We start from the raw sequence: 20,326 nt of genomic DNA, 5'->3' as shown, positions 1-20,326 counted from the left end.
AGTTTGATGATGAACGTCCATCCCGCCTTTCGGCGGATGGGCGTTTTTTAGTATGTTTGTGCCACACCAATAGTATTCCATATGCAGCGTATTAGCGTCATCGGGTCGGGCACCATGGGGAATGGAATCGCCCATACATTCGCCCAATTCGGTTTTGATGTTGCCCTTGTCGACATCAATCCGGGCGCGTTGGAAAAAGCCATGGCCATCATAGCCGACAACCTGGATCGCCAAATCAAAAAGGGAATCGTTGCCGAGGCAGACAAGTTGTCCATCCTTGGGCGTATTGCCACCTTTACCCGTGTAATCGATGGGGTTCAAACGGCGGATCTGGTAGTGGAGGCTACTACAGAAAACCTGGAAATAAAACTTGGCTTGTTTGCTGAATTGGATCGCTTATGTCCCAGACATACCATCCTGGCCAGCAATACCTCGTCGATATCCATTACCAAGATCGCTTCAGCGACTTCACGGGCCGATAAAGTCATTGGTATGCATTTCATGAATCCGGTACCGGTGATGAAACTGGTCGAAGTGATAAAGGGCTATGCCACATCTGAAATCACAACAAACTCCATTACAGCTATTTCAAAGAAATTGGATAAAGTTCCTATTGAGTCAAATGACTATCCTGGTTTTGTGGCCAACCGTATCCTGATGCCAATGATCAACGAAGCCATCTACGCGCTTTATGAAGGCGTCGCCGATGAAGCGGCGATAGATACGGTCATGAAACTAGGTATGTCCCATCCCATGGGACCACTGCAATTGGCCGACTTCATCGGGCTGGATGTGTGCCTTTCTATCCTTCGGGTATTGCATGACGGATTCGGAAACCCCAAATATGCGCCATGCCCGTTGTTGGTCAATATGGTGACCGCAGGCAAGCTGGGCAGGAAAAGCGGGCAGGGGTTTTACACATACGGATAAGCATACTCCCACGTTTTTGCTTCTCATGGGGAATGCGTACCTTTGTATCCATGAAGACCCTGGAGGGCCGGGCGCCCAAATTCTTGCAATTTGCTGATCTGATCATTCATGAGGATGACAACCTCATTGTCATCAACAAACCGCCTTTTCTGGCGTCCTTGGATGAACGGGAAGGGGGGGAGCTCAGTGTGATCCGTTTGGCAAAAAAATATCATGCTGATGCGCAGATATGCCATCGGCTGGACAAAGAGACCTCGGGGTTGTTACTGATTGCCAAAAACCCGGAAACTTACCGTCTGGTTTCCATTGAATTTGAACGCCGTCGAGTATCCAAGATCTACCATGCCATTATCGAAGGTACGCACGTGTTTGAAGACCTACTGGTCGATTTGCCTATTCTTAACCTGGGCAATAAAAATGTCACCATTGACCGGGCTAATGGCAAGCGGGCAGAAACCTATTTCAAGTCGCTGCGTTATTTCAAGCATTATACGTTGGTTGAATGCCGTCCCATCACGGGCCGTATGCACCAAATCCGCGTCCACTTGGCTACCCAACATGCAGCTATTGTAGGCGATTCGCTCTACCGGGGCAAGCCGGTCTATCTATCACAAATCAAAAAGCGGGGATTTACGCTGGGCAAGGATCAGGAAGAACAACCCATTATGAAGCGATTTGCCCTCCATGCGCGGGAATTGCGATTGGCCATTTCGGACAAATCATATCATTTTGAAGCTCCATACCCGAAAGATTTTGCCACATTGCTCCGCCAGTTGGAAAAATATGACGAATAATCACCAATATGTTGCATAATACCAATAGCTGGTATTGGATATCCATTCAATTTTGGCTATGTTTGGTGCGTGAAGTTGCCCAGCATCATATTGCTCGTATACATCAGTCTATTGTCATTGGTACCCTGCCATGATGATATCGCTGCGTTAGGATTTGAAAAGCCATCGACGTATGCAGCCGCTGATCATTTGGATGATCATTTCCATGATTTATGTAGCCCATTCTGCGTGTGTAGTTGCTGTGGTGCGGCATTGGGGCTCCATGTCGGCATCGGCCCGGTAGACGCTCCGGGCTATTTTCCCTTGATAAGCAAGGATACGGCCATTTATGGCACCAACCTGATCCCTAACCTGTTTCTAAGTAAAATCTGGCAACCCCCGCAAGCGACCGTTTAATCTCCTTTTAGCTTTACGAAGTAATCGCTGCTGCCTGCATCGGCATGCCCTTAGCTGTCCGTTGTTGGCTCTTGCGATCAGAGTTGATTGCCAATGAATTAATCGGTCAAACAATGTTAGATTCCATTATAAATTTTAGCATAAAGAACAAGATCATCATCGGTTTGATGACCTTCACGCTTATCGTATGGGGGGTGTGGAGTGCCAGCAAACTACCTATAGATGCTGTACCCGACATCACCAACAACCAAGTTCAAATCATCACGATCTGTCCCACTTTGGCAGGACAGGAAGTCGAACAGTTGGTCACCTTTCCCATTGAACAAAGCATAGCCAATGTACCCGACATCGACGAAATAAGGAGTATTTCACGATTTGGCTTATCGGTCATCACTGCCGTTTTCCAAGAGGACGTCGATGTTTATTTTGCCCGGCAGCTTATCCATGAACGGTTGCAAGAAGCCGCCGAACAGATACCGGCGGGTATCGGCACACCCGAACTGGCCCCGGTGAGTACTGGGTTAGGGGAGGTGTACCAATACATTTTGCACCCCAAAGCTGGAAGCGAAGCCAACTATTCGGCGATGGACCTACGCACGATGCAGGATTGGATCGTCGCCCGACAGCTACGTGGGACACCCGGTGTTGCTGAAATTAACAGCTTCGGAGGGCAGCTCAAACAATATGAAGTGTCCGTCAACCCGGATAGGCTCAAGTCATTGGATGTCGGTATTCCCGAGATTTTCGACGCCTTGGAGGCAAACAACCAAAACACGGGAGGTGCTTATATCGATAAGAAACCTAACGCGTATTTCATCCGTGGGATTGGGCTGGTCAATTCGCTGGAAGACGTGGGCAATATCGTCGTCAAGAGCCGCCCGAATAGCGTACCGATATTCATCAAGGATGTTGCCGAAGTACGGTTTGGAGGTGCCATACGGTACGGTGCACTCACGTACAACGGTGAGGTGGATGCCGTGGGGGGCGTGGTAATGATGCTCAAGGGACACAACAGCAACGAAGTCGTCCAGCGTATAAAAGATAAAATCCCCACAATACAGCAATCCTTGCCAGACGATGTGGTCATAGAGCCCTACCTGGATCGTACCGAGTTGGTGGGACGAGCCATGAGCACTGTCGAGAGGAACCTCATCGAGGGAGCGTTAATCGTGATTTTTGTATTGGTGGTTTTCCTTGGCAACCTGCGCGCCGGGCTCATCGTGGCTTCTTCCATACCTTTAGCCATGCTCTTCGCGCTGGGCATGATGAATGTCTTTGGCGTGAGCGCAAACCTAATGAGTTTGGGTGCTATTGACTTCGGGCTTATTGTGGATGGCGCCGTCATCGTCGTGGAGGCAACGCTCCACCATTTGGGGCTACGCCAGTCGACCGGGCGGCTTACTCAACGGGAAATGGACGAAGAAGTATATCATTCCGCTTCAAAAATACGCACGAGCGCGGCATTCGGAGAAATCATCATCCTCATAGTCTATATCCCTATCCTTACACTGGTAGGCATAGAAGGCAAAATGTTCCGTCCCATGGCCATGACCGTGGGTTTTGCCATATTGGGGGCATTGATACTGTCACTCACCTATATCCCTATGATGTGTGCGTTGTTTCTCCCAAAAACAAAGGCCGCAAAAGCTTCTTTTTCCGATCGGATGATGGCCCGCCTGCAACGGATCTACCGGCCATTGCTGGAGGGTGCGTTGCGGATAAAGTATGTGCTTATCGGCACCACGGTGGCGGTATTTGCATTATCCCTCATCATTTTCTCTCGGATGGGAGGCGAGTTTATTCCACAGTTGGAGGAAGGTGACTTTGCTTTCCATTGTATCCTGCCGCAGGGCACTTCCTTGAGCCAGAGCATTGAAACCTCCATGCAAGCGTCACGTATCATCAAGCAGTTCGATGAAGTGAAGATGGTCGTGGGCAAAACCGGCGCCGCCGAGGTACCTACTGATCCCATGCCCCCGGAGGCTACCGACATGATGATCATCTTGAAACCAAGGGATGAATGGGCAGAAACCAAAACGTACAAACAACTCGCTGATGAAATCATGGAAAAACTTGCTGTAATGCCCGGGGTTTTCTTCGAGTCAAACCAGCCTATCCAAATGCGATTCAATGAGCTCATGACCGGTATCCGGCAGGATGTAGCGGTGAAAATCTTCGGCGAAAACCTCGATTCCCTGCTGGGGTATGCCAACCAAGTGAGCGAGATCATACAAGGTGTGGATGGCATTACTGCACCACAGGTTGAACGGATAGCGGGGTTGCCACAGATCAACGTGGAATATGATCGTGCACGGATTGCCAACTACGGACTGTCGGTTTCCGCGCTGAACGATATATTAAGCACCGCATTTGCCGGGAAAGCTGCTGGCCTGGTGTTTGAGAATGAACGGAGGTTTGAACTCGTTGTCCGGCTGGACAGTGCGCACCGGAGCTCCATTGAAGATGTCGGAAACCTATGGGTGCCTTTGCCTACAGGCGAGCAGGTACCACTATCGCAGCTTGCACAGGTATCCTTCAAAATGGGCCCCGCACAAATCAGCCGCGAAGACGGGAAAAGGCGCATTGTCATCGGGTTTAACCTGGATGGCCGCGATGTAGCCAGTGCGGTAGCTGAAATACAGACAAAACTCCAACAACAGGTCAAATTGCCTGCCGGGTATTATTATACGTACGGGGGAATGTTCGAGAATCTTCAGGAGGCCTCAAAACGCCTTCTGATAGCTGTACCGGTATCCCTGGCGCTTATCTTCATGCTGCTCTTTTTCACCTTCCATACATTCAAACATGCGACATTGATCTTCACCGCCATCCCCATGAGCGCCATTGGCGGCGTCTTTGCCTTGTTATTGCGCGGGATGCCATTCAGCATCTCGGCAGGCATCGGTTTCATTGCGCTATTTGGCGTCGCGGTATTGAATGGCATTGTCCTGATCGGCACGTTTAACCAACTTGAAAAAGATGGATGGACGGATGTAGTCGCACGTGTGATGGAAGGTACAAAAATCCGGCTACGGCCTGTACTGATGACTGCCGCCGTGGCCAGCCTGGGATTCTTGCCCATGGCGTTGAGCAACACGGCTGGGGCAGAAGTGCAACGCCCGCTTGCAACAGTGGTCATTGGTGGGTTGGTGACGGCTACGTTCCTGACCTTGTTCATCTTGCCGCTACTTTACGTGGTGTTCAATGGCAAAGCTCGCCCACGGTCCCATGCAGCAGGTATCGTTACTGGAGCGCCGCTCCTTATCTTCATAGCGTTACTCACCGGGATACCGCAGGTTTCCCAAGCGCAAGTCGCTGATAGTACCGACGGGATAACCATTGAGCAGGCCATCTCCATCGCCCTTACCAACAACAAGGATGTCCTGGCAGACGAATTGTATGCCAAGGCTTCGGCGAGTAAGCTTGCGGCCGCGATGGAACTGCCCAAGACGGAGGTGAGCGGGCAGTTTGGAAGCTTCAACAGCTTAGAACGTGACAACGCTTTTCAACTGTCCCAAACGATTCCCTTCCCGACCGTTTTCGGTGCCCGCCGCAAGCTATACCATGCGGAAGCGGAAGCGAGCCAGATAAAACGGGAGATCACCGTCAATGCGCTTAAAAGTCAGGTGCAGACATCATTTTATCAAATCCAATACCTACTGCACAGGCAAGGTAAACTTGCCTATTTGGACAGCTTGTATGCCGATGCCACCAGAGCGGCTTCCTTGCGCCATCAAACCGGAGAGGGTAGCCTGCTGGAGGTGAACACGGCTATTACCAAAAGAGGGGAAATCAAGCTACTGTGGGAGGAAAACGAAGGTCAATTACAAAATGCTTATAACGATTTTAAGGCACTATTGAATACGGATAGCGCCCTCGCCGTGGCCCATGGGGTTACCTACGAGCCACTTAAGCTGACCGACCTTGTTGACAGCGCTGCTATCAAAAAACACCCGCTCATCCGGGGATTGCAGCAGGATGCCCTTATCGCCGAACAAAACAGAAAAGTAGAAGTGGCCCAAGCGCTGCCCGACTTAACGGTTGGATATACCAACCAATCGTTGGTGGGTACCTACCTGATAGATGGCCGCGAACAATTCGTCGGTCGTGACAGGCGGTTCAGTTTCATGAATGCAGGTATCGCCATCCCACTCACATTCGGTGCCACAAAAGGACGCATACGGGCGTTGGAATACCAGCGGCAAGCCGCTGAGGCAACGGCGCAGCAGGCCACACGTGCCATGGGGGCGCAACTCCTGAATGCTCAGGAACAATATGAACTCCGCGTAAGACGGCATGAATATTTCGTGCAGCAAGCATTGCCCAACGCTGAGCATATTATCCAAGCGGCACAATTAGGTTACCGCACCGGCGAAATCAGCTATGTGGAATACCTGTATGCGCTACAGACGTCCACAGACGTGGAACTGGCCTACCTTGCCGCCGTCCAAGCGCTCAACCAGTCCGTAATAACCATTCACTTTTTAATCAATAATTAATAAAGAAATGAACACCATTAATTTTATAGTTGGTAATCATCCATACACAAGGGCCTTGTTCTTCCTGCTTTTGGCCTTCCTGATCGGGGCTTGTAGCGGTCGTGGAACCGATGACGGGCATGCTCATGGCGACGAACACGGCCATGAGCATGGTGAAGGGCAGGGGGGTAGCATCACAACACTCACCAAAGCGCAGATACAGTCCATCAATCTGACGCTGGGACAGCTTGAACAGAAAGAATTGACGGCTGTCATCAAAGCCAGCGGCCGCCTGAAAGTACCAAACAGCAACAAGGCGAATATCACCGCCTTATATGGGGGGGTAATCAAAACATTAAGGGTAGATGTGGGCACTTCCGTGCGGCAGGGTGCGATCATCGCAACCATTGTGCACCCGCAATTCATCCAGCTTCAAGAAGAATACCTTGCCATCAGCAGCAAGATCGCTCTCGCGGAACAGGAGCAGGAACGGCAGCAAGCATTAAATGCAGGCAATGTGGGGGCCTTGAAGAACCTCCAAAATGCCGAGACGGAGCTTAATGTGCAACGCACACGCAAGGCGTCGCTCTTCCAGCAGCTTCGGCTGATGGGAATCGAGCCGGATAAGGTGAGCCATGACAACCTTCAAACGGAGTTGGCAGTCACTAGCCCGGTGGGAGGCATTGTCAGCCATGTGTATGCGCAGCTGGGCAGCTATGTAGATGCATCGTCTCCAGTGGCGGAAGTTGTACAAAACAATCAGCTCCATCTGGATTTAAATGTCTTTGAAAAGGACCTCCCGCTCCTGAGCATCGGGCAGCGTATCCATTTTATGCTGACCAACAATCCGAATAAAACCTATGATGCCAATATATTTGGTATCGGTGCATCATTTGAAGACGAAAGTAAAACCATACCGGTGCATTGTGCCGTGAGCGGAGATAAAACCGGACTGATAGACGGCATGAATATTACCGCGGCAATCAGCCTGGGTGAAGTGTCGTCTACGGCCGTACCCAACGGGGCCATCGTGGATGCCGAGGGCAAGAGCTACATCTTTGTGGTGACGGACAAACAACCCGAGGCACATGAAGATGAGCATAACCACGAAGAAGAATCCCACGATCATGCTGAACATGAACACGACCATGAACATGAAACAGCATCTCATGCACATGCGGAGGATGTCTTAAATTTCGAAAAAATAGAGGTGGTAAGGGGACCTTCGGAAATGGGGTATACGGCCATTACGTTGGTCAACCAAATTCCCAAAGAAGCGAAGATCGTGACAACGGGTGCATTTTTCATCAATGCCGTGCTAACAGGTACCGCAGGGCACTCCCATTAAAAAGGTGATCGTTGTTACTTTATCGCGTGCGTGGTGTCATTGGCTATTCTGTGCTTCTTGCATAAATTTCCACTGGAAAAAGCAGCCTTCAAAATTGGTACTTCAACGGGTATGGCTATGAATGCAATCCTATTAGTTATTGAGGACAATGATGAAATAAGGGAGGACATTGCCGATATATTACGTATAGACGGCTATCGAGTGCTTACGGCTCCCCATGGGAAAGCCGGGATAGCGCTAGCCCTGAAGCATAAACCGGACTTGGTACTGTGCGACATCATGATGCCCGAACTTGACGGATATGGCGTACTCCTTGTGTTGCGGAAACATCCGGATACGGCCAATACACCTTTTATTTTTCTCACAGCGAAATCCGAAAGGACGGATTTCCGGAAAGGAATGAGCATGGGGGCCGATGATTACCTCATGAAGCCTTTTGATGGCATGGAACTTCTAGAGGCCGTAGAGGTAAGATTGAAGAAGAATGAGCACCTAAAAACCATGTTCAGCGATAGCATGGCAGAGACCAATGAATTTCAGCGCATTTCCGACAACAAATCCCGTAAATGGTATCGCAAAAACGACCATATCTTCAGGGAAGGGCAATCACCCCAGGAACTCTACCATATTCTCCGGGGTCGGGTAAAGACCATGCGCCTAAATTTTGACGGCAAAGAACTCCTCACCGGCATGCATCGTGAGGGGCAATTTATTGGATATTTACCCTTACTCAATGACACCGTTTATACGGAAAGTGCCGTGGCCCTTACGGATACCGAAGTAGGGATCATTCCGAAGTCGGATTTCCAACGGCTGACCCAGACCAATCGAAAAATTGCCTCCGGCATTATCGACATCTTGTCTCACAATCTCTTCGAAACCGAAAAGCGGCTGCTTGGCGTGGCTTACCAATCGGTTCGCCAACGTGTGGCTTCGGCATTGATTTACTTCTTCGAATACCAACGCGACAAAGAAGACACTTCCCTGATGAAAGTGTCTCGCAAAGATATGGCTAGCTTTGTAGGGACGGCTCTTGAATCCCTGAACCGCACACTCGCTGATTTCAGGGACGAACAGCTGATTGCGATCACGGATGGTGGCATCAGAATCATCGCCCCGGAAAAACTGGAACGGATAAGCCATTGACTCCTTGATCCGGCCGTGTAACGAGGCGGGTAGCTCCCAGGCTACCCGCCTGCCTCTTGGGCACGTCAGGAAACCGGTATCGTATGTGCCGGTTGCGCAACGGATTCGGTGGTTTTCGGGACAGTTATTTTCAGGATGCCATCCGTATACGTGGCACTGATTTCACCTTCTTTTACCTGATCTGGCAAGGCAAAGGATCGCTGGAAAGAATTAAATGTATATTCTTGCCTGCAATACCCATCCTTTTCTTCCTTCTTTTCATCCGTGTTCTCCGCGCTGATGGAAAGCGCATGGTCTTCTACCGCCAACTTGAAATCTTCCCGTTTCAATCCGGGTGCAGCCACTTCAAGTACATAGTCATTGGGTGTTTCGGTAATGTTTACGGAAGGAACGCTTACGACCCGCCTGGTGAAAAAGTCTAGATTGGTATCAAAGAAATCACGATCCCAAATCGATGAAATCGGATTCAACCAGTCTGCCATCCGTGATGGCAAACGATCCCGTTTTCTTAATGTCATACTCATGGCGATTTGAATTTTTATTTTCAGCTAAGGTATGGCTATCCCAATAGCGTATGCATGACAAAAATCATCGCCGCACAAGACTTTGGTCGTTTCGGTTGCCCATTATCTGTCCCATCTTTGGGAATAACCAAATGGGATTCAGTGATGAACACTATCAATAAAATTCGTGACGAGGTAGTCGAAAGGCTTCAATCCGAACCGGATTTGGATGCCAAGGACATTATCGTGGATGTGGCACAGGGCGTGGTGACGCTTAGTGGCTATGTGCATAGTCTTGCTCAAAAGAAGACGGTAGAGCGTGTGGCAAAGGATGTAAGCGGAGTCAAGGCCATTGCCCTTAATCTCCATGTACTATGCCCATTGTATGACAGCGATACGGAAATAGCCGTTGAAATAGCCGACCAATTTGCTTGGCATCCCACCTTGTGTGCTGAACCTATCCGGGCGATTGTAGACAATGCGTGGGTGACCTTGGAAGGTGAGGTCAAGGAACAATGCCATAAAGTGGCAGCATTCAACGCCGTGAACGGTATCAAAAAGGTGAAAGGTGTTTTCAACCGGATAACGGTCTGCCTACCTCGCACGTAAACAGCTGATGGACAACTTCGCTGCCATAAAGACGCTTTTTGAGGACACTTCCAGGCTGGTGGATGTAAAAAAAGAAGGCATTCTATTAGAAAGCACCATCTTGGGTTTTGAAAGTTTAGGCGTATTCAACCCAGCAGCTATCCGGGTTGGATCGGATGTACATTTATTTTATAGAGCGGTAAGGGAGGGAAATTTCTCTACCATTGGTTATTGCCGTTTGGACGGGCCGCTTCAAATTGCCCAGCGCAACACGATGCCGATCCTCATCCCACAACATCCCTATGAATCGCAGGGTATGGAAGACCCACGGATAGTAAACATCGACGGAACGTACTACCTTACCTACACGGCATACGATGGTGCCAATGCACTGGGGGCGCTGGCTACGTCCACGGATTTGGTGAAATTCCATAAAATGGGTATCATCGTCCCGGAAATCGACTTTAAACGGTTCAGGGATTTGGTGGAATGTGGTTGCGTCGTCAACCCGAAATATTTCAGGGAACACCAAGATTATGCCATACGCGGTTTGATGCGGCCGAATCTCCGGATGTGGGACAAAAACATCGTTTTTTTTCCGGATCGCATCAACGGTAAGCTTGCCTTCTTGCACCGCATCCGGCCAGGTATACAAATTGTATTTGCCGATGAGGTGCCAGCAACGCTCACCCATGAATTTTGGGTGGATTATCTTTTGTGTTTTTCCGACCATATTGTCATGGAACCACGATATGCCCATGAGTCCAGCTACATCGGTGCGGGTTGTCCGCCTATTGCTACCGATAGGGGGTGGCTACTCATTTACCACGGCGTAGAAGATAGCCCCGATGGGTACCGCTATCATGCATGCGCGGCGCTATTGGATAAAGAAAACCCAAAAAAGGAGTTGGCGCGGCTTAGCCGCCCCCTTTTTTCGCCTGAATTTGAATGGGAAAGGGTAGGGGTGGTCAATAACGTCGTTTTTCCGACAGGTACGGCACTTTTTGGTGACAGGCTCTACATCTATTATGGCGCGGCCGATTGCCGGGTAGCCGTGGCCTCGGTAAACATACAGCAACTGTTGGCTGCACTTTCAGCACCGCATGCCAGCGCTTAAAAAAATAGGTTATGTCCAGTAAGCTTGTTTTCATTACCTCATATCCACCACGTGAATGTGGAATTGCTACCTATAGCAAGGATTTGATACACGCATTGAAGGGTGCCTGCGGCAATTCGTTCGATCCGGTGGTCTGCGCACTGGAATCGAATACGCACCATACGTACGGATCCCCTGTGCACTATACGCTTTGCACGGCTGAACCGGAAGATTACATCCGGGTAGCCCGGGAAATCAGTCACGCTTCTCATGTGAAGGCTGTATTTGTCCAGCATGAGTTTGGATTGTTTGGTGGCAGCTATGGCAACTATTTGCTGCTTTTGCTATACAACATCCAAAAACCCGTAGTGGTTACTTTTCACACCGTGCTACCCAGCCCTAATGCCGAAATACGGGAAACCGTAAGGGCAATTGCCAGCGTTTCGGCACGGATTATCGTGATGACGAGGCATGCTTTCAACATCCTGCTAACGGATTACCAACTGCCCGCGGAGCTGCTCACCATTATTCCACATGGTACGCATCCGGCCCCGCTTGTACCCAAAGAAAAGCTCAGGACATGGTATAAGGTACCGCCAACAAGCCGTATACTCGCCACCTTTGGGTTATTGGGTAGAGGCAAGAACATCGAAACGGCCCTAGATGCCCTGCCCGATATTGTGCGAGAATTTCCCGACACGCTGTACCTTATTATCGGAAAGACCCACCCCGAGGTTTTGAAGCACGAAGGTGAAGCTTACCGTGATTTCCTGAAAGCACGGATAGCGGCTTTGCACATCGCTGACTATGTGCAGTTCATCGACGAATATGTCTCGCTTGCCGAGCTGCTGGAATACCTCACGCTGACGGATCTGTACTTGTTTACTTCCAAAGATCCCAATCAGGCGGTGAGCGGCACGTTTGTCTATGCATTGAGCTGCGGTTGCCCCGTGGTATCCACTCCCATACCCCATGCGAAGGAACTGTTGGCCGCCAATGTAGGGCGGATGGTGGATTTCGAGCAACCTAAGCAACTTGCGGATGCAACGATAACACTGCTAAAATCGCCATCGCTGATGCAGCAAATGCGGGACAACTCCCTAAAATTGATGGCACCGACGGTGTGGAGCCGCGTGGCGGCCCTGCATGTACATGTATTTAAAGATGTATTGCTGCATTCGGCTTATGCGGAAGCACACTAAAATAGTTGACCATGCGGCCCCCTTACCTCAAGGCCCAGCGTTTTATTCAACTCGGCAATAAAATAAGTAGATAGCAGCGGAGATTCGACTTCCACATTCTGGTGTACAAAAAAGTAGAGGGATCGCAACCCCGCGTCTCGCCATTCCTGAATGCGAGCCACCCAATCATCCAACCGTTTTTTGTCTGTGGGGTGGTTGGCACCCACGTAGCGCACAAAAGCTGTGGGTGTAGTGAGGCGCATATGCAGCATATCCCGCCGACCAGCGGTATCGACAATGACATTTGCTGCGTTTTCCGTCTCCAGCAGGTGGTATAGTTTTTGGCTGACCGTGGCATCAGCAAACCATTCCGCATTGCGAACTTCTACCGCCAGCGGAACCGATTTGGCAAACTTCTTGACAAATGCCGCCAGCCGATCAAAATCCTTTGGCTTGAAATTGTCGTGCAATTGGAGAAAGCTGACACCCAATTTTTCTTCAAACAGCACGATAGCATCGCAGAATGCAGCCATTTTTTCATCCACATTCAGTAAGCGGCCATAATGGCTTATGGTTTGCGGTACTTTAGGGAAAAACTTGAAGTCGGCAGGCGTTTTGGCTTTCCATGTTTCCACCTGTCCCTTATCCGGAGCATTGTAAAATGTACCGTTCAGTTCAATGCTATTGAATTGGGTGGCATAATAGGTAAGCTCATCTTTGGTGCCGCGTGGATAAAATCCCTTCAGATCCTGCTTATTCCACTTGGCACAGCCCACATACACTTCCAAATCGGCACCGGCTTTATGCTGAGCCAGCAGAGCAAAGGTGTCTGAATGTGTAGGAGGTAGGGTAAAATCTACCGTCGCTGGGTTGTCTACGCTTCCGAATTTCATTTTTTTTGCTTTACGCTTTGGGCTATCAGCCTGCTGCTAATGTTTAAAATGCCTTACTCCGGTGAAGACCATCGCCACCCCTTTCTTGTTGGCCATATCGATGGATTCCTGATCGCGGATGGATCCCCCGGGCTGGGTAATGGCGGTGATACCCGCTTCTGCAGCTATCTCCACACAATCCGAGAACGGGAAGAATGCATCGGACGCCAGTACAGCACCATGGAGATCAAAACCGAAAGATGTTGCCTTTTGGATAGCTTGCCGCAATGCGTCTACCCGCGAGGTTTGCCCGACACCACTGGCAGACAACTGCCCGTTTTTTGCCAAAACAATGGCATTCGACTTGGTATGTTTCACCACCTTATTGGCAAATAGGAGGTCTTCAAGCGCTTCGTCGGAAGGTGTGCTGGTGGTCACCACCTGCATTTGCGACGCCCCTTCGATGATGGCATCTTTATCTTGCTCGATGATGCCGTTTAGCAAGGTCTTAACTTGTTTGGCAGGCAGCGGCACATCCTTCCTTTTTAGGACGATCCGATTTTTTTTGCTGCTGAGCACGCGCAACGCACTATCGGTGTATGCCGGGGCGATAAGTACCTCGAAGAAAAGTTTATTGATTTCCATCGCGGTAACCTCATCGATTTCGCCATTGCAGATAATGACGCCGCCGAAGGCAGAAACCGGGTCGCAGGCCAATGCATCCTGCCAAGCAGCCAGCAAATTGGCCCGTGAGGCCACTCCGCAAGCATTGGTATGTTTCAGGATGGCAAATGTAGGCGTGTCAAATTCATCGATCAGCGACAAGGCGGCATCGACATCCACGAGGTTGTTATAGGACAGTTCTTTTCCGTTCAATTTGTCAAACAAATCGTCCAAGTTGCCGTAAAACACACCCTGTTGATGGGGATTTTCGCCATACCGTAGCACCTGTGCACGCTGTTCGCTCCGTTTGAAGACCTGCAAAGGCTGTTCCTGGTTGAAATAATTGAAAATAGCCGAATCGTAGTGGGATGACACGTTGAATGCCCGCTTGGCAAATTCCCTGCGGTGCTGCAAAAAGGTATACCCTTCGTTTTCCGTGAGGATATCCGCCAAAAATTGATAATCATCCTTGGATGCAACGATGACCACATCGTTGTGGTTTTTGGCAGCAGCCCGGATGAGCGATATGCCACCAATATCGATTTTTTCGATAATGGCCTGTTCCGGAGCACCGGACGCCACCGTTTCCTCAAAGGGGTAGAGGTCTACAATAACCAGATCGATTTCGGGTATCTCATATTCCTGCAATTGCTGCTTATCGGATTCCAGCGGGCGACGGGATAGGATACCTCCGAATACCTTAGGATGAAGCGTTTTCACCCGTCCGCCCAATATAGAAGGGTATCCGGTGAGATCTTCCACAGGCACGACGTCATAGCCCAAATCGCGAATAAACGTTTCCGTGCCCCCGGTGGAATAAAAGGTAACACCGTGGTGTTGCAGGAGATGGATTAAAGGATCAAGGCCGTCTTTGTAGTATACGGATATGAGTGCGTTTTTTATTTTGACCGGATGGCTCATGCTTATATCGCTATTTAGTTTTCGAGCGGCAAACTTAGCTATTTTTGCCGAAAATATAAGCCGCTACGGAAACATCCTATTTTACCGGTGATCGTCACATCTTCTTCAAGAGATTTTCGATAATTTTTGGATAATGGAGGTGCTCCAATTGCTGCCCTTTGAACTTAATGATATCCAAACTGTCTCCGGGTTCAATACGGAACCGGCCCTGGTATATGATTTCACCTTCATCAAAGTTTTCATTGACGAAATGGATGGTAATGCCGGATTCTTCGTCTCCGGCCTCCAGAATGGCTTTGTGCACGCGATCGCCATACATGCCCTTGCCACCATATGCCGGGAGCAGCGCGGGATGGATGTTGATGATTTTATTGGGGTAATGGCGCAACAAGTTTTGTGGCACCAACCACAGGAATCCAGCCAGTACAATCAAATCTATTTTAAGCTTGTCCAACAGGTTGACAATTTCATCGGTTTCATAAAATGCATGACGGTCAAAAATATGCGTAGGGACTTCAAAGTTGTCCGCGCGCTGCAACACATAAGCATCTGGATTATTGCTCAATACAAGTGCTACCTCGACTTGATCGTGGTATTTGAAATTCTCCATAATCTTTTGGGCATTGGATCCGGAGCCAGAAGCAAAAATAGCGATTCGTTTCTTCACGTTTTGAACGATTGGTGGTGTGTTTCCTTGTCGATTGCATTCAAACTTAAAAAAGTTTGTCAATTAAAACAAACTTCATACGCTGTGCTGCCGGGGAAGCATGCCGGCGACAGCACCATCTTGTGGATACAAAAGTAACCTTTATGTAGCAGTTGACCAAAGCAGGACTCATCTTCATGGCAATATTTAAGGCTTCTTTATATTAATATTGTGACAGTGTAATCTTGTATTCATTGATATTATTTTGTAAAAAATGTCGTTTCATTGAAAAAATCATTAAAAAATATATAATTTGTTGCAAATGTTAATGTTTTTATTCGTTACTTTGTAGTCCTATATAGCTATCAAATTTTAATTGATTAATTTATGTGTGGAATCATTGGTGCTTTTGACCTGAAAATAAAGTCGGAAGAATTGCGCCCCCAAGTGTTGAAGATGTCGAAAAAGATTCGCCATCGTGGGCCGGATTGGTCGGGGATATATAGCTCGGAGCGGGCTATTTTAGCGCATGAGCGTTTAGCAATTGTTGATCCAAAATCTGGCCAACAACCGTTGTTTAGTGCGAATGGTAATATTGTGTTGGCGGTGAATGGAGAGATTTACAATCATCAGCAATTGCGAAATCAGCTGCCCGATTACGCATTTTCCACACAATCTGATTGTGAAGTCATCTTGGCGTTATATCAAGAAAAAGGGCCGGATTTCATTGAGGACTTGAATGGCATTTTTGCATTCGCGCTTTACGACGTAGAAAAAGACGCTTATTTGATCGCGAGGGATCACATTGGTGTTATTCCGTTGTATATCGGGTGGGATACACAAGGGACTTTTTTCGTATCCTCTGAATTGAAGGCGTTGGAAGGTTATTGCAGCCGTATCGAGACTTTTCCTCCGGGACACTACTTATACAGTAAGGAAGGCAATGAACCCCGCAAATGGTACACCCGTGATTGGGAGCAATATGATAATGTAAAAGACAATGTCACTGATATAGATACGTTGCGTAAGGCGTTGGAGGATGCGGTACATCGCCAGTTGATGTCGGACGTGCCTTACGGAGTATTGCTTTCAGGCGGGCTGGATTCTTCGGTTATTGCAGCTGTCACGAAAAAGTTTGCGTCTCGCCGTGTCGAGTCCAACGATCAGGAGAAGGCGTGGTATCCCCGTTTGCATTCGTTTGCCGTGGGGCTGAAAGGATCGCCGGATCTGATAGCGGCCAAGAAAGCTGCTGACCATATCGGTACCATCCACCACGAGATCAATTTTACCATTCAGGAAGGACTGGATGCGATCCGGGATGTCATCTATCATTTGGAAACGTATGACGTGACGACCATCCGTGCATCCACACCAATGTATTTACTGGCACGTGTAATCAAATCAATGGGCATCAAGATGGTGCTTTCGGGTGAAGGTTCGGATGAGTTGTTCGGCGGGTACCTGTATTTCCACAAGGCACCCAATGCAAAGGAATTTCACGAAGAAACCGTACGCAAACTCAGTAAGCTTCACCTTTATGATTGCCTAAGGGCCAACAAGTCATTAGCGGCTTGGGGTGTAGAAGGCCGCGTGCCTTTTTTGGATAAAGAGTTTATGGACGTCGCTATGCGGTTGAACCCCGAAGATAAAATGATCAGGGAAGGCCGCATGGAGAAGTGGGTGGTACGCAAAGCATTTGAAGATTATTTGCCTGAAAGCATCGCTTGGCGGCAAAAGGAACAGTTTTCAGATGGCGTGGGCTATAGCTGGATTGATACATTGAAGGCACAGGCGGCCGAACGTGTCAGTGACGAAGAGCTTGCTGGGGCAGCTGGGCGTTTTCCTATCAACCCACCCCAAAATAAAGAAGAATACTTGTATCGGTCTATCTTTGCGGAACACTTTCCCTCAGATACAGCAGCACTTACCGTGCCATCTGTCAAATCCGTGGCATGCAGTACCCCTGAAGCGTTGGCCTGGGATGCTTCATTCCAGAACCTGAACGATCCCTCTGGCCGAGCAGTCGCCAGCGTTCACAATGAAAGCTACGAGAAGGAAAAGACCAAGGTAGCTGCTGAAGCGCTGTAGGATTAGAAGTTTTTAGCGCCAGGTATATTACCTGGTTAAGGAATTTTATAAAAAAAGCAAAGGTCGGATGTCTTTCGATATCCGACCTTTTATTTTTCATCTAATCTATTAAGCTAATTACCAGCTAAAGGGGCCTTATCCAGATATTCCGGAAACTTACCGGATTCCCGTGGTCTTGTAAAACAATGGGGCCTGCGCCATGGGCCTTGTATTTGGGTATACCAATATATTCAGTAGCGCCATCCAACTCAACATTATTCTGCACCAACACCCCGTTATGGAGGATGGTCACCCGGGCCTTACTGATAAGGATGCCGTCTGCATTGAAGCGCGGAGCGGTCCAGATGATGTCATAAGTCTGCCATTCGCCGGGCGCCTTGGTAGCGTTCACCAGTGGAATGCGTTGTTTATAGAGGCTTGCTGCTTGTCCGTTGGAATATGTACGGTTGTTGTAGCTGTCCAGCACCTGTACTTCATAAAGGCCCTGCATGAAAATCCCGCTATTGCCGCGGCCCTGACTTTCCCCGACGATTTCTGTAGGACTGCGCCATTCCACATGCAGTTGATAATCCGAAAATTCTTGTTTCGTTTGAATATCGCCCTTGCCACGTGCGACGGTAAAAAAACCATCGGATACTTCCCATTCAGCGGGCGAAGAGCCGTCTTTCTTGCTCACCCATTGATCAAGCGATGTGCCATCAAACAGGGTGATAGCATCCGACGGTGCACGATTCGGGTAAGTCGTCACCACGCGGGGTTCCGGTTCCCATACTTCGGTTTCTTCTGGTTTCATTGTTTGCTGTTGTGCTAAGGCCGGAATCGCCAGCAATGCGGCCATTCCAGCAGAAATAAACGACTTCATTTTCATGTTGTTTATGTTAACTTACGACTTTCGATTTTTCACTTGTAACTTCTCCTGACCCCAGACTTCCCGGCTTAAAGCCTAACCAAATGCATTTATTCCGGTGATATCCATGCCGGTAATCAGCAGGTGGATATCGTGCGTACCTTCATAGGTCACTACCGATTCCAGGTTCATCATGTGCCGCATGATGGGATACTCGCCCGTAATGCCCATGGCCCCAAGCACCTGACGCGCCTCGCGGGCCACCTGCAATGCCGTAGCCACACTGTTGCGCTTGGCCATGGATATCTGTGCGGGCGTGGCGCGATCTTCATTTTTTAATGTGGCCAGGCGCCATACCAACAGTTGTCCTTTGGTGATTTCGGTGAGCATTTCCGCCAGTTTCTTTTGCTGCAACTGAAACCCGCCGATCGGTTTGCCAAACTGCTCGCGTTCTATCGCGTAGCGTACGGCCGTGTCGTAACAATCCATCGCAGCTCCCAAGGCACCCCACGCAATGCCGTAGCGGGCCTGATTGAGGCAGCTAAGCGGGCCGCGCATACCGGTGACGCCGGGCAAGATATGGTTTTTGGGTACACGCATGTGATCAAACACCAGTTCGCCGGTAGCCGAGGCCCTAAGGCTCCACTTGTTGTGCGTCTCGGGCGTGCTAAACCCTTCCATGCCGCGTTCCACAATAAGCCCCTGTACTTTTCCTTCCGGGTTTTTTGCCCACACGATGGCAATATCTGCAAAGGGTGCGTTGGATATCCACATCTTGGATCCATTGAGCACCACCTGATCACCGTCGTCTTCAAAACGGGTGAGCATGCCTGCCGGATTGGATCCATGGTTGGGTTCCGTGAGGCCAAAGCACCCCATCAGCTCACCATTGGCCAACTTGGGCAGGTAATGCCGCTTTTGCTCTTCACTTCCATAGGCATATATCGGATACATCACCAATGAGCCTTGGACGGATGCCGTGGATCGGATACCGGAATCACCACGTTCGAGTTCCTGCATCATGATGCCATAGGCAAGGTAATCCAACCCAGCGCCACCATATTCTTCTGGAATAGTAGGACCGAACAACCCAAGCTGCGCCATGCCGGGCAACAATTGGCTTGGAAATTCTGCCCGTTGGGCATAATCCTCAATGACAGGCAGCAACTGTTGGTTGACCCATTGCCGCACGCTATCGCGGATGAGCAAATGCTCCTCACCGATGAGTTCATCCAATAAGTAATAATCTGGCGCGTTGTATTGGCTCATATCTGTGTATTGGCGTACAAGTATAGTGATAAAAGTTGATTTATGCCAACGGCAAACACACTGCTGTGCGTTTATGGATTCGTATATCCCTTTTATACATTAACAGTAAATATCGTAGGTTTGCATACATGGGAAATATCCAGCAAACAGTCGCACTTACGGCCTTGAGGTTTTATGCCTATCACGGCTACTATCCGGAAGAACAGGTGCTCGGCAATGAATTTACGGTAGCTATCCGGGTAAAATTTGACAAGCAGCATGATGGTCAAGAGGACCTGCAAAATACAGTCAACTACGAAACACTCTATACCATCGCCAAAACGGAAATGCAGCAATCACGGAAACTGCTGGAAACCGTAGCCGAAGCGATGTTGGGCCGCATCCGGAAGGACTTTCCTGTGGTGTCTGAAATTGAAGTAAGTATTTGCAAAAACCATCCGCCCTTTGGCGGGGACCATGCAAAAGCTGCAGTGTCTTTAACGTGGGAACAAGACAAAATGTCTTGATTTTTTCCCAATATGATGTCAAAAAGTCATTAAAACAATTTCATTTCTTCCTTG

17 protein-coding genes are annotated in these 20,326 nt (G+C 49.1%); 11 read left to right on the top strand and 6 right to left on the bottom strand.

Annotated features, from left to right (window positions below; all coding sequences use genetic code 11):
- The first annotated feature begins 81 nt into the window (after positions 1-81).
- From BMW65_RS11195 to BMW65_RS11170, 6 genes are all read left to right on the top strand, one after another.
- Entirely contained in the window at positions 82-930 is an 849-nt protein-coding gene (locus BMW65_RS11195; RefSeq protein ID WP_090605331.1) for a 3-hydroxybutyryl-CoA dehydrogenase, read from the top strand.
- 50 nt (positions 931-980) lie between these two features.
- On the top strand, positions 981-1,724 hold the full coding sequence (locus BMW65_RS11190) for an RluA family pseudouridine synthase (protein WP_090605460.1): 744 nt from the start codon (positions 981-983) through the stop codon (positions 1,722-1,724).
- 75 nt (positions 1,725-1,799) lie between these two features.
- On the top strand, positions 1,800-2,120 hold the full coding sequence (locus BMW65_RS11185; RefSeq protein WP_090605329.1) for a DUF6660 family protein: 321 nt from the start codon (positions 1,800-1,802) through the stop codon (positions 2,118-2,120).
- 113 nt (positions 2,121-2,233) lie between these two features.
- Positions 2,234-6,619 (top strand): CusA/CzcA family heavy metal efflux RND transporter, encoded by a 4,386-nt coding sequence (locus BMW65_RS11180; protein ID WP_090605328.1) that lies wholly within the window; start codon positions 2,234-2,236, stop codon positions 6,617-6,619.
- Between the two features lie 7 nt (positions 6,620-6,626).
- Positions 6,627-7,946 (top strand): efflux RND transporter periplasmic adaptor subunit, encoded by a 1,320-nt coding sequence (locus BMW65_RS11175; protein WP_090605327.1) that lies wholly within the window; start codon positions 6,627-6,629, stop codon positions 7,944-7,946.
- Positions 7,947-8,063: 117 nt separating this feature from the next.
- Complete coding sequence (locus BMW65_RS11170) at positions 8,064-9,092, top strand: response regulator (RefSeq protein WP_090605459.1); 1,029 nt, start codon at positions 8,064-8,066, stop codon at positions 9,090-9,092.
- Between the two features lie 65 nt (positions 9,093-9,157).
- Here the strand turns inward: BMW65_RS11170 and BMW65_RS11165 are convergent, their stop codons facing one another.
- The gene (locus tag BMW65_RS11165) at positions 9,158-9,616 is read right to left on the bottom strand and encodes an Hsp20/alpha crystallin family protein (protein WP_090605325.1); all 459 of its coding nucleotides are present in this window, start codon (positions 9,614-9,616) and stop codon (positions 9,158-9,160) included.
- Positions 9,617-9,670: 54 nt separating this feature from the next.
- Between BMW65_RS11165 and BMW65_RS11160 the strand changes: the two genes are divergently transcribed.
- Genes BMW65_RS11160 through BMW65_RS11150 form a run of 3 tightly spaced genes read left to right on the top strand, consistent with a single transcriptional unit; the run spans position 9,671 to position 12,481 of the window.
- On the top strand, positions 9,671-10,204 hold the full coding sequence (locus BMW65_RS11160; RefSeq protein ID WP_143053863.1) for a BON domain-containing protein: 534 nt from the start codon (positions 9,671-9,673) through the stop codon (positions 10,202-10,204).
- 7 nt (positions 10,205-10,211) lie between these two features.
- The gene (locus BMW65_RS11155; RefSeq protein ID WP_218145387.1) at positions 10,212-11,300 is read left to right on the top strand and encodes a glycoside hydrolase family 130 protein; all 1,089 of its coding nucleotides are present in this window, start codon (positions 10,212-10,214) and stop codon (positions 11,298-11,300) included.
- 11 nt (positions 11,301-11,311) lie between these two features.
- Positions 11,312-12,481, top strand: a complete 1,170-nt coding sequence (locus BMW65_RS11150) for a glycosyltransferase (RefSeq protein ID WP_090605322.1) — start codon at positions 11,312-11,314, stop codon at positions 12,479-12,481.
- On the opposite strand, the gene BMW65_RS11145 is transcribed toward BMW65_RS11150, so the two are convergent.
- From BMW65_RS11145 to purN, 3 genes are all read right to left on the bottom strand, one after another.
- Positions 12,478-13,353, bottom strand: a complete 876-nt coding sequence (locus BMW65_RS11145) for a DUF72 domain-containing protein (RefSeq protein ID WP_090605320.1) — start codon at positions 13,351-13,353, stop codon at positions 12,478-12,480. The two genes, BMW65_RS11150 and BMW65_RS11145, sit on opposite strands and share 4 nt — an antisense overlap.
- 36 nt (positions 13,354-13,389) lie before the next feature.
- Positions 13,390-14,916 (bottom strand): bifunctional phosphoribosylaminoimidazolecarboxamide formyltransferase/IMP cyclohydrolase, encoded by a 1,527-nt coding sequence (gene purH, locus BMW65_RS11140; protein WP_090605319.1) that lies wholly within the window; start codon positions 14,914-14,916, stop codon positions 13,390-13,392.
- A gap of 94 nt (positions 14,917-15,010) precedes the next feature.
- Entirely contained in the window at positions 15,011-15,583 is a 573-nt protein-coding gene (gene purN / locus BMW65_RS11135) for a phosphoribosylglycinamide formyltransferase (protein ID WP_090605456.1), read from the bottom strand.
- Positions 15,584-15,949: 366 nt separating this feature from the next.
- Here purN and asnB point away from each other — a divergent pair, with 366 nt between their 5' ends.
- The gene (asnB, locus tag BMW65_RS11130) at positions 15,950-17,650 is read left to right on the top strand and encodes an asparagine synthase B (RefSeq protein ID WP_090605317.1); all 1,701 of its coding nucleotides are present in this window, start codon (positions 15,950-15,952) and stop codon (positions 17,648-17,650) included.
- A 124-nt stretch (positions 17,651-17,774) separates the two neighbouring features.
- Here asnB and BMW65_RS11125 read toward each other — a convergent pair whose 3' ends face one another.
- Positions 17,775-18,512 carry a 3-keto-disaccharide hydrolase gene (locus BMW65_RS11125; protein ID WP_245747616.1) on the bottom strand — a complete coding sequence of 246 codons (738 nt, stop codon included), beginning with the start codon at positions 18,510-18,512 and terminating at the stop codon, positions 17,775-17,777.
- A gap of 81 nt (positions 18,513-18,593) precedes the next feature.
- A complete protein-coding gene (locus tag BMW65_RS11120) occupies positions 18,594-19,766 on the bottom strand; it encodes an acyl-CoA dehydrogenase family protein (RefSeq protein ID WP_090605314.1) in 1,173 nt (390 codons plus the stop codon).
- 128 nt (positions 19,767-19,894) lie between these two features.
- Between BMW65_RS11120 and folB the strand changes: the two genes are divergently transcribed.
- Positions 19,895-20,272, top strand: coding sequence for a dihydroneopterin aldolase (gene folB, locus BMW65_RS11115; protein WP_090605312.1), 378 nt, complete (start codon positions 19,895-19,897; stop codon positions 20,270-20,272).
- The last annotated feature ends 54 nt before the right edge of the window (positions 20,273-20,326 follow it).

The organism is Parapedobacter koreensis (assembly GCF_900109365.1).
In the GTDB taxonomy this organism is placed as follows: domain Bacteria; phylum Bacteroidota; class Bacteroidia; order Sphingobacteriales; family Sphingobacteriaceae; genus Parapedobacter; species Parapedobacter koreensis.
This window is presented reverse-complemented; position numbering and strand designations above follow the sequence as displayed.

Coding starts and splice junctions, on each gene's coding strand:
- BMW65_RS11195 (WP_090605331.1), top strand. CDS start 82: ATGCAGCGTATTAGCGTCATCGGGTCGGGCACCATGGGGAATGGAATC.
- BMW65_RS11190 (WP_090605460.1), top strand. CDS start 981: ATGAAGACCCTGGAGGGCCGGGCGCCCAAATTCTTGCAATTTGCTGAT.
- BMW65_RS11180 (WP_090605328.1), top strand. CDS start 2,234: ATGTTAGATTCCATTATAAATTTTAGCATAAAGAACAAGATCATCATC.
- BMW65_RS11175 (WP_090605327.1), top strand. CDS start 6,627: ATGAACACCATTAATTTTATAGTTGGTAATCATCCATACACAAGGGCC.
- BMW65_RS11170 (WP_090605459.1), top strand. CDS start 8,064: ATGAATGCAATCCTATTAGTTATTGAGGACAATGATGAAATAAGGGAG.
- BMW65_RS11165 (WP_090605325.1), bottom strand. CDS start 9,616: ATGAGTATGACATTAAGAAAACGGGATCGTTTGCCATCACGGATGGCA.
- BMW65_RS11160 (WP_143053863.1), top strand. CDS start 9,671: ATGACAAAAATCATCGCCGCACAAGACTTTGGTCGTTTCGGTTGCCCA.
- BMW65_RS11155 (WP_218145387.1), top strand. CDS start 10,212: ATGGACAACTTCGCTGCCATAAAGACGCTTTTTGAGGACACTTCCAGG.
- BMW65_RS11150 (WP_090605322.1), top strand. CDS start 11,312: ATGTCCAGTAAGCTTGTTTTCATTACCTCATATCCACCACGTGAATGT.
- BMW65_RS11145 (WP_090605320.1), bottom strand. CDS start 13,353: ATGAAATTCGGAAGCGTAGACAACCCAGCGACGGTAGATTTTACCCTA.
- purH (WP_090605319.1), bottom strand. CDS start 14,916: ATGAGCCATCCGGTCAAAATAAAAAACGCACTCATATCCGTATACTAC.
- asnB (WP_090605317.1), top strand. CDS start 15,950: ATGTGTGGAATCATTGGTGCTTTTGACCTGAAAATAAAGTCGGAAGAA.
- BMW65_RS11125 (WP_245747616.1), bottom strand. CDS start 18,512: ATGAAGTCGTTTATTTCTGCTGGAATGGCCGCATTGCTGGCGATTCCG.
- BMW65_RS11120 (WP_090605314.1), bottom strand. CDS start 19,766: ATGAGCCAATACAACGCGCCAGATTATTACTTATTGGATGAACTCATC.
- folB (WP_090605312.1), top strand. CDS start 19,895: ATGGGAAATATCCAGCAAACAGTCGCACTTACGGCCTTGAGGTTTTAT.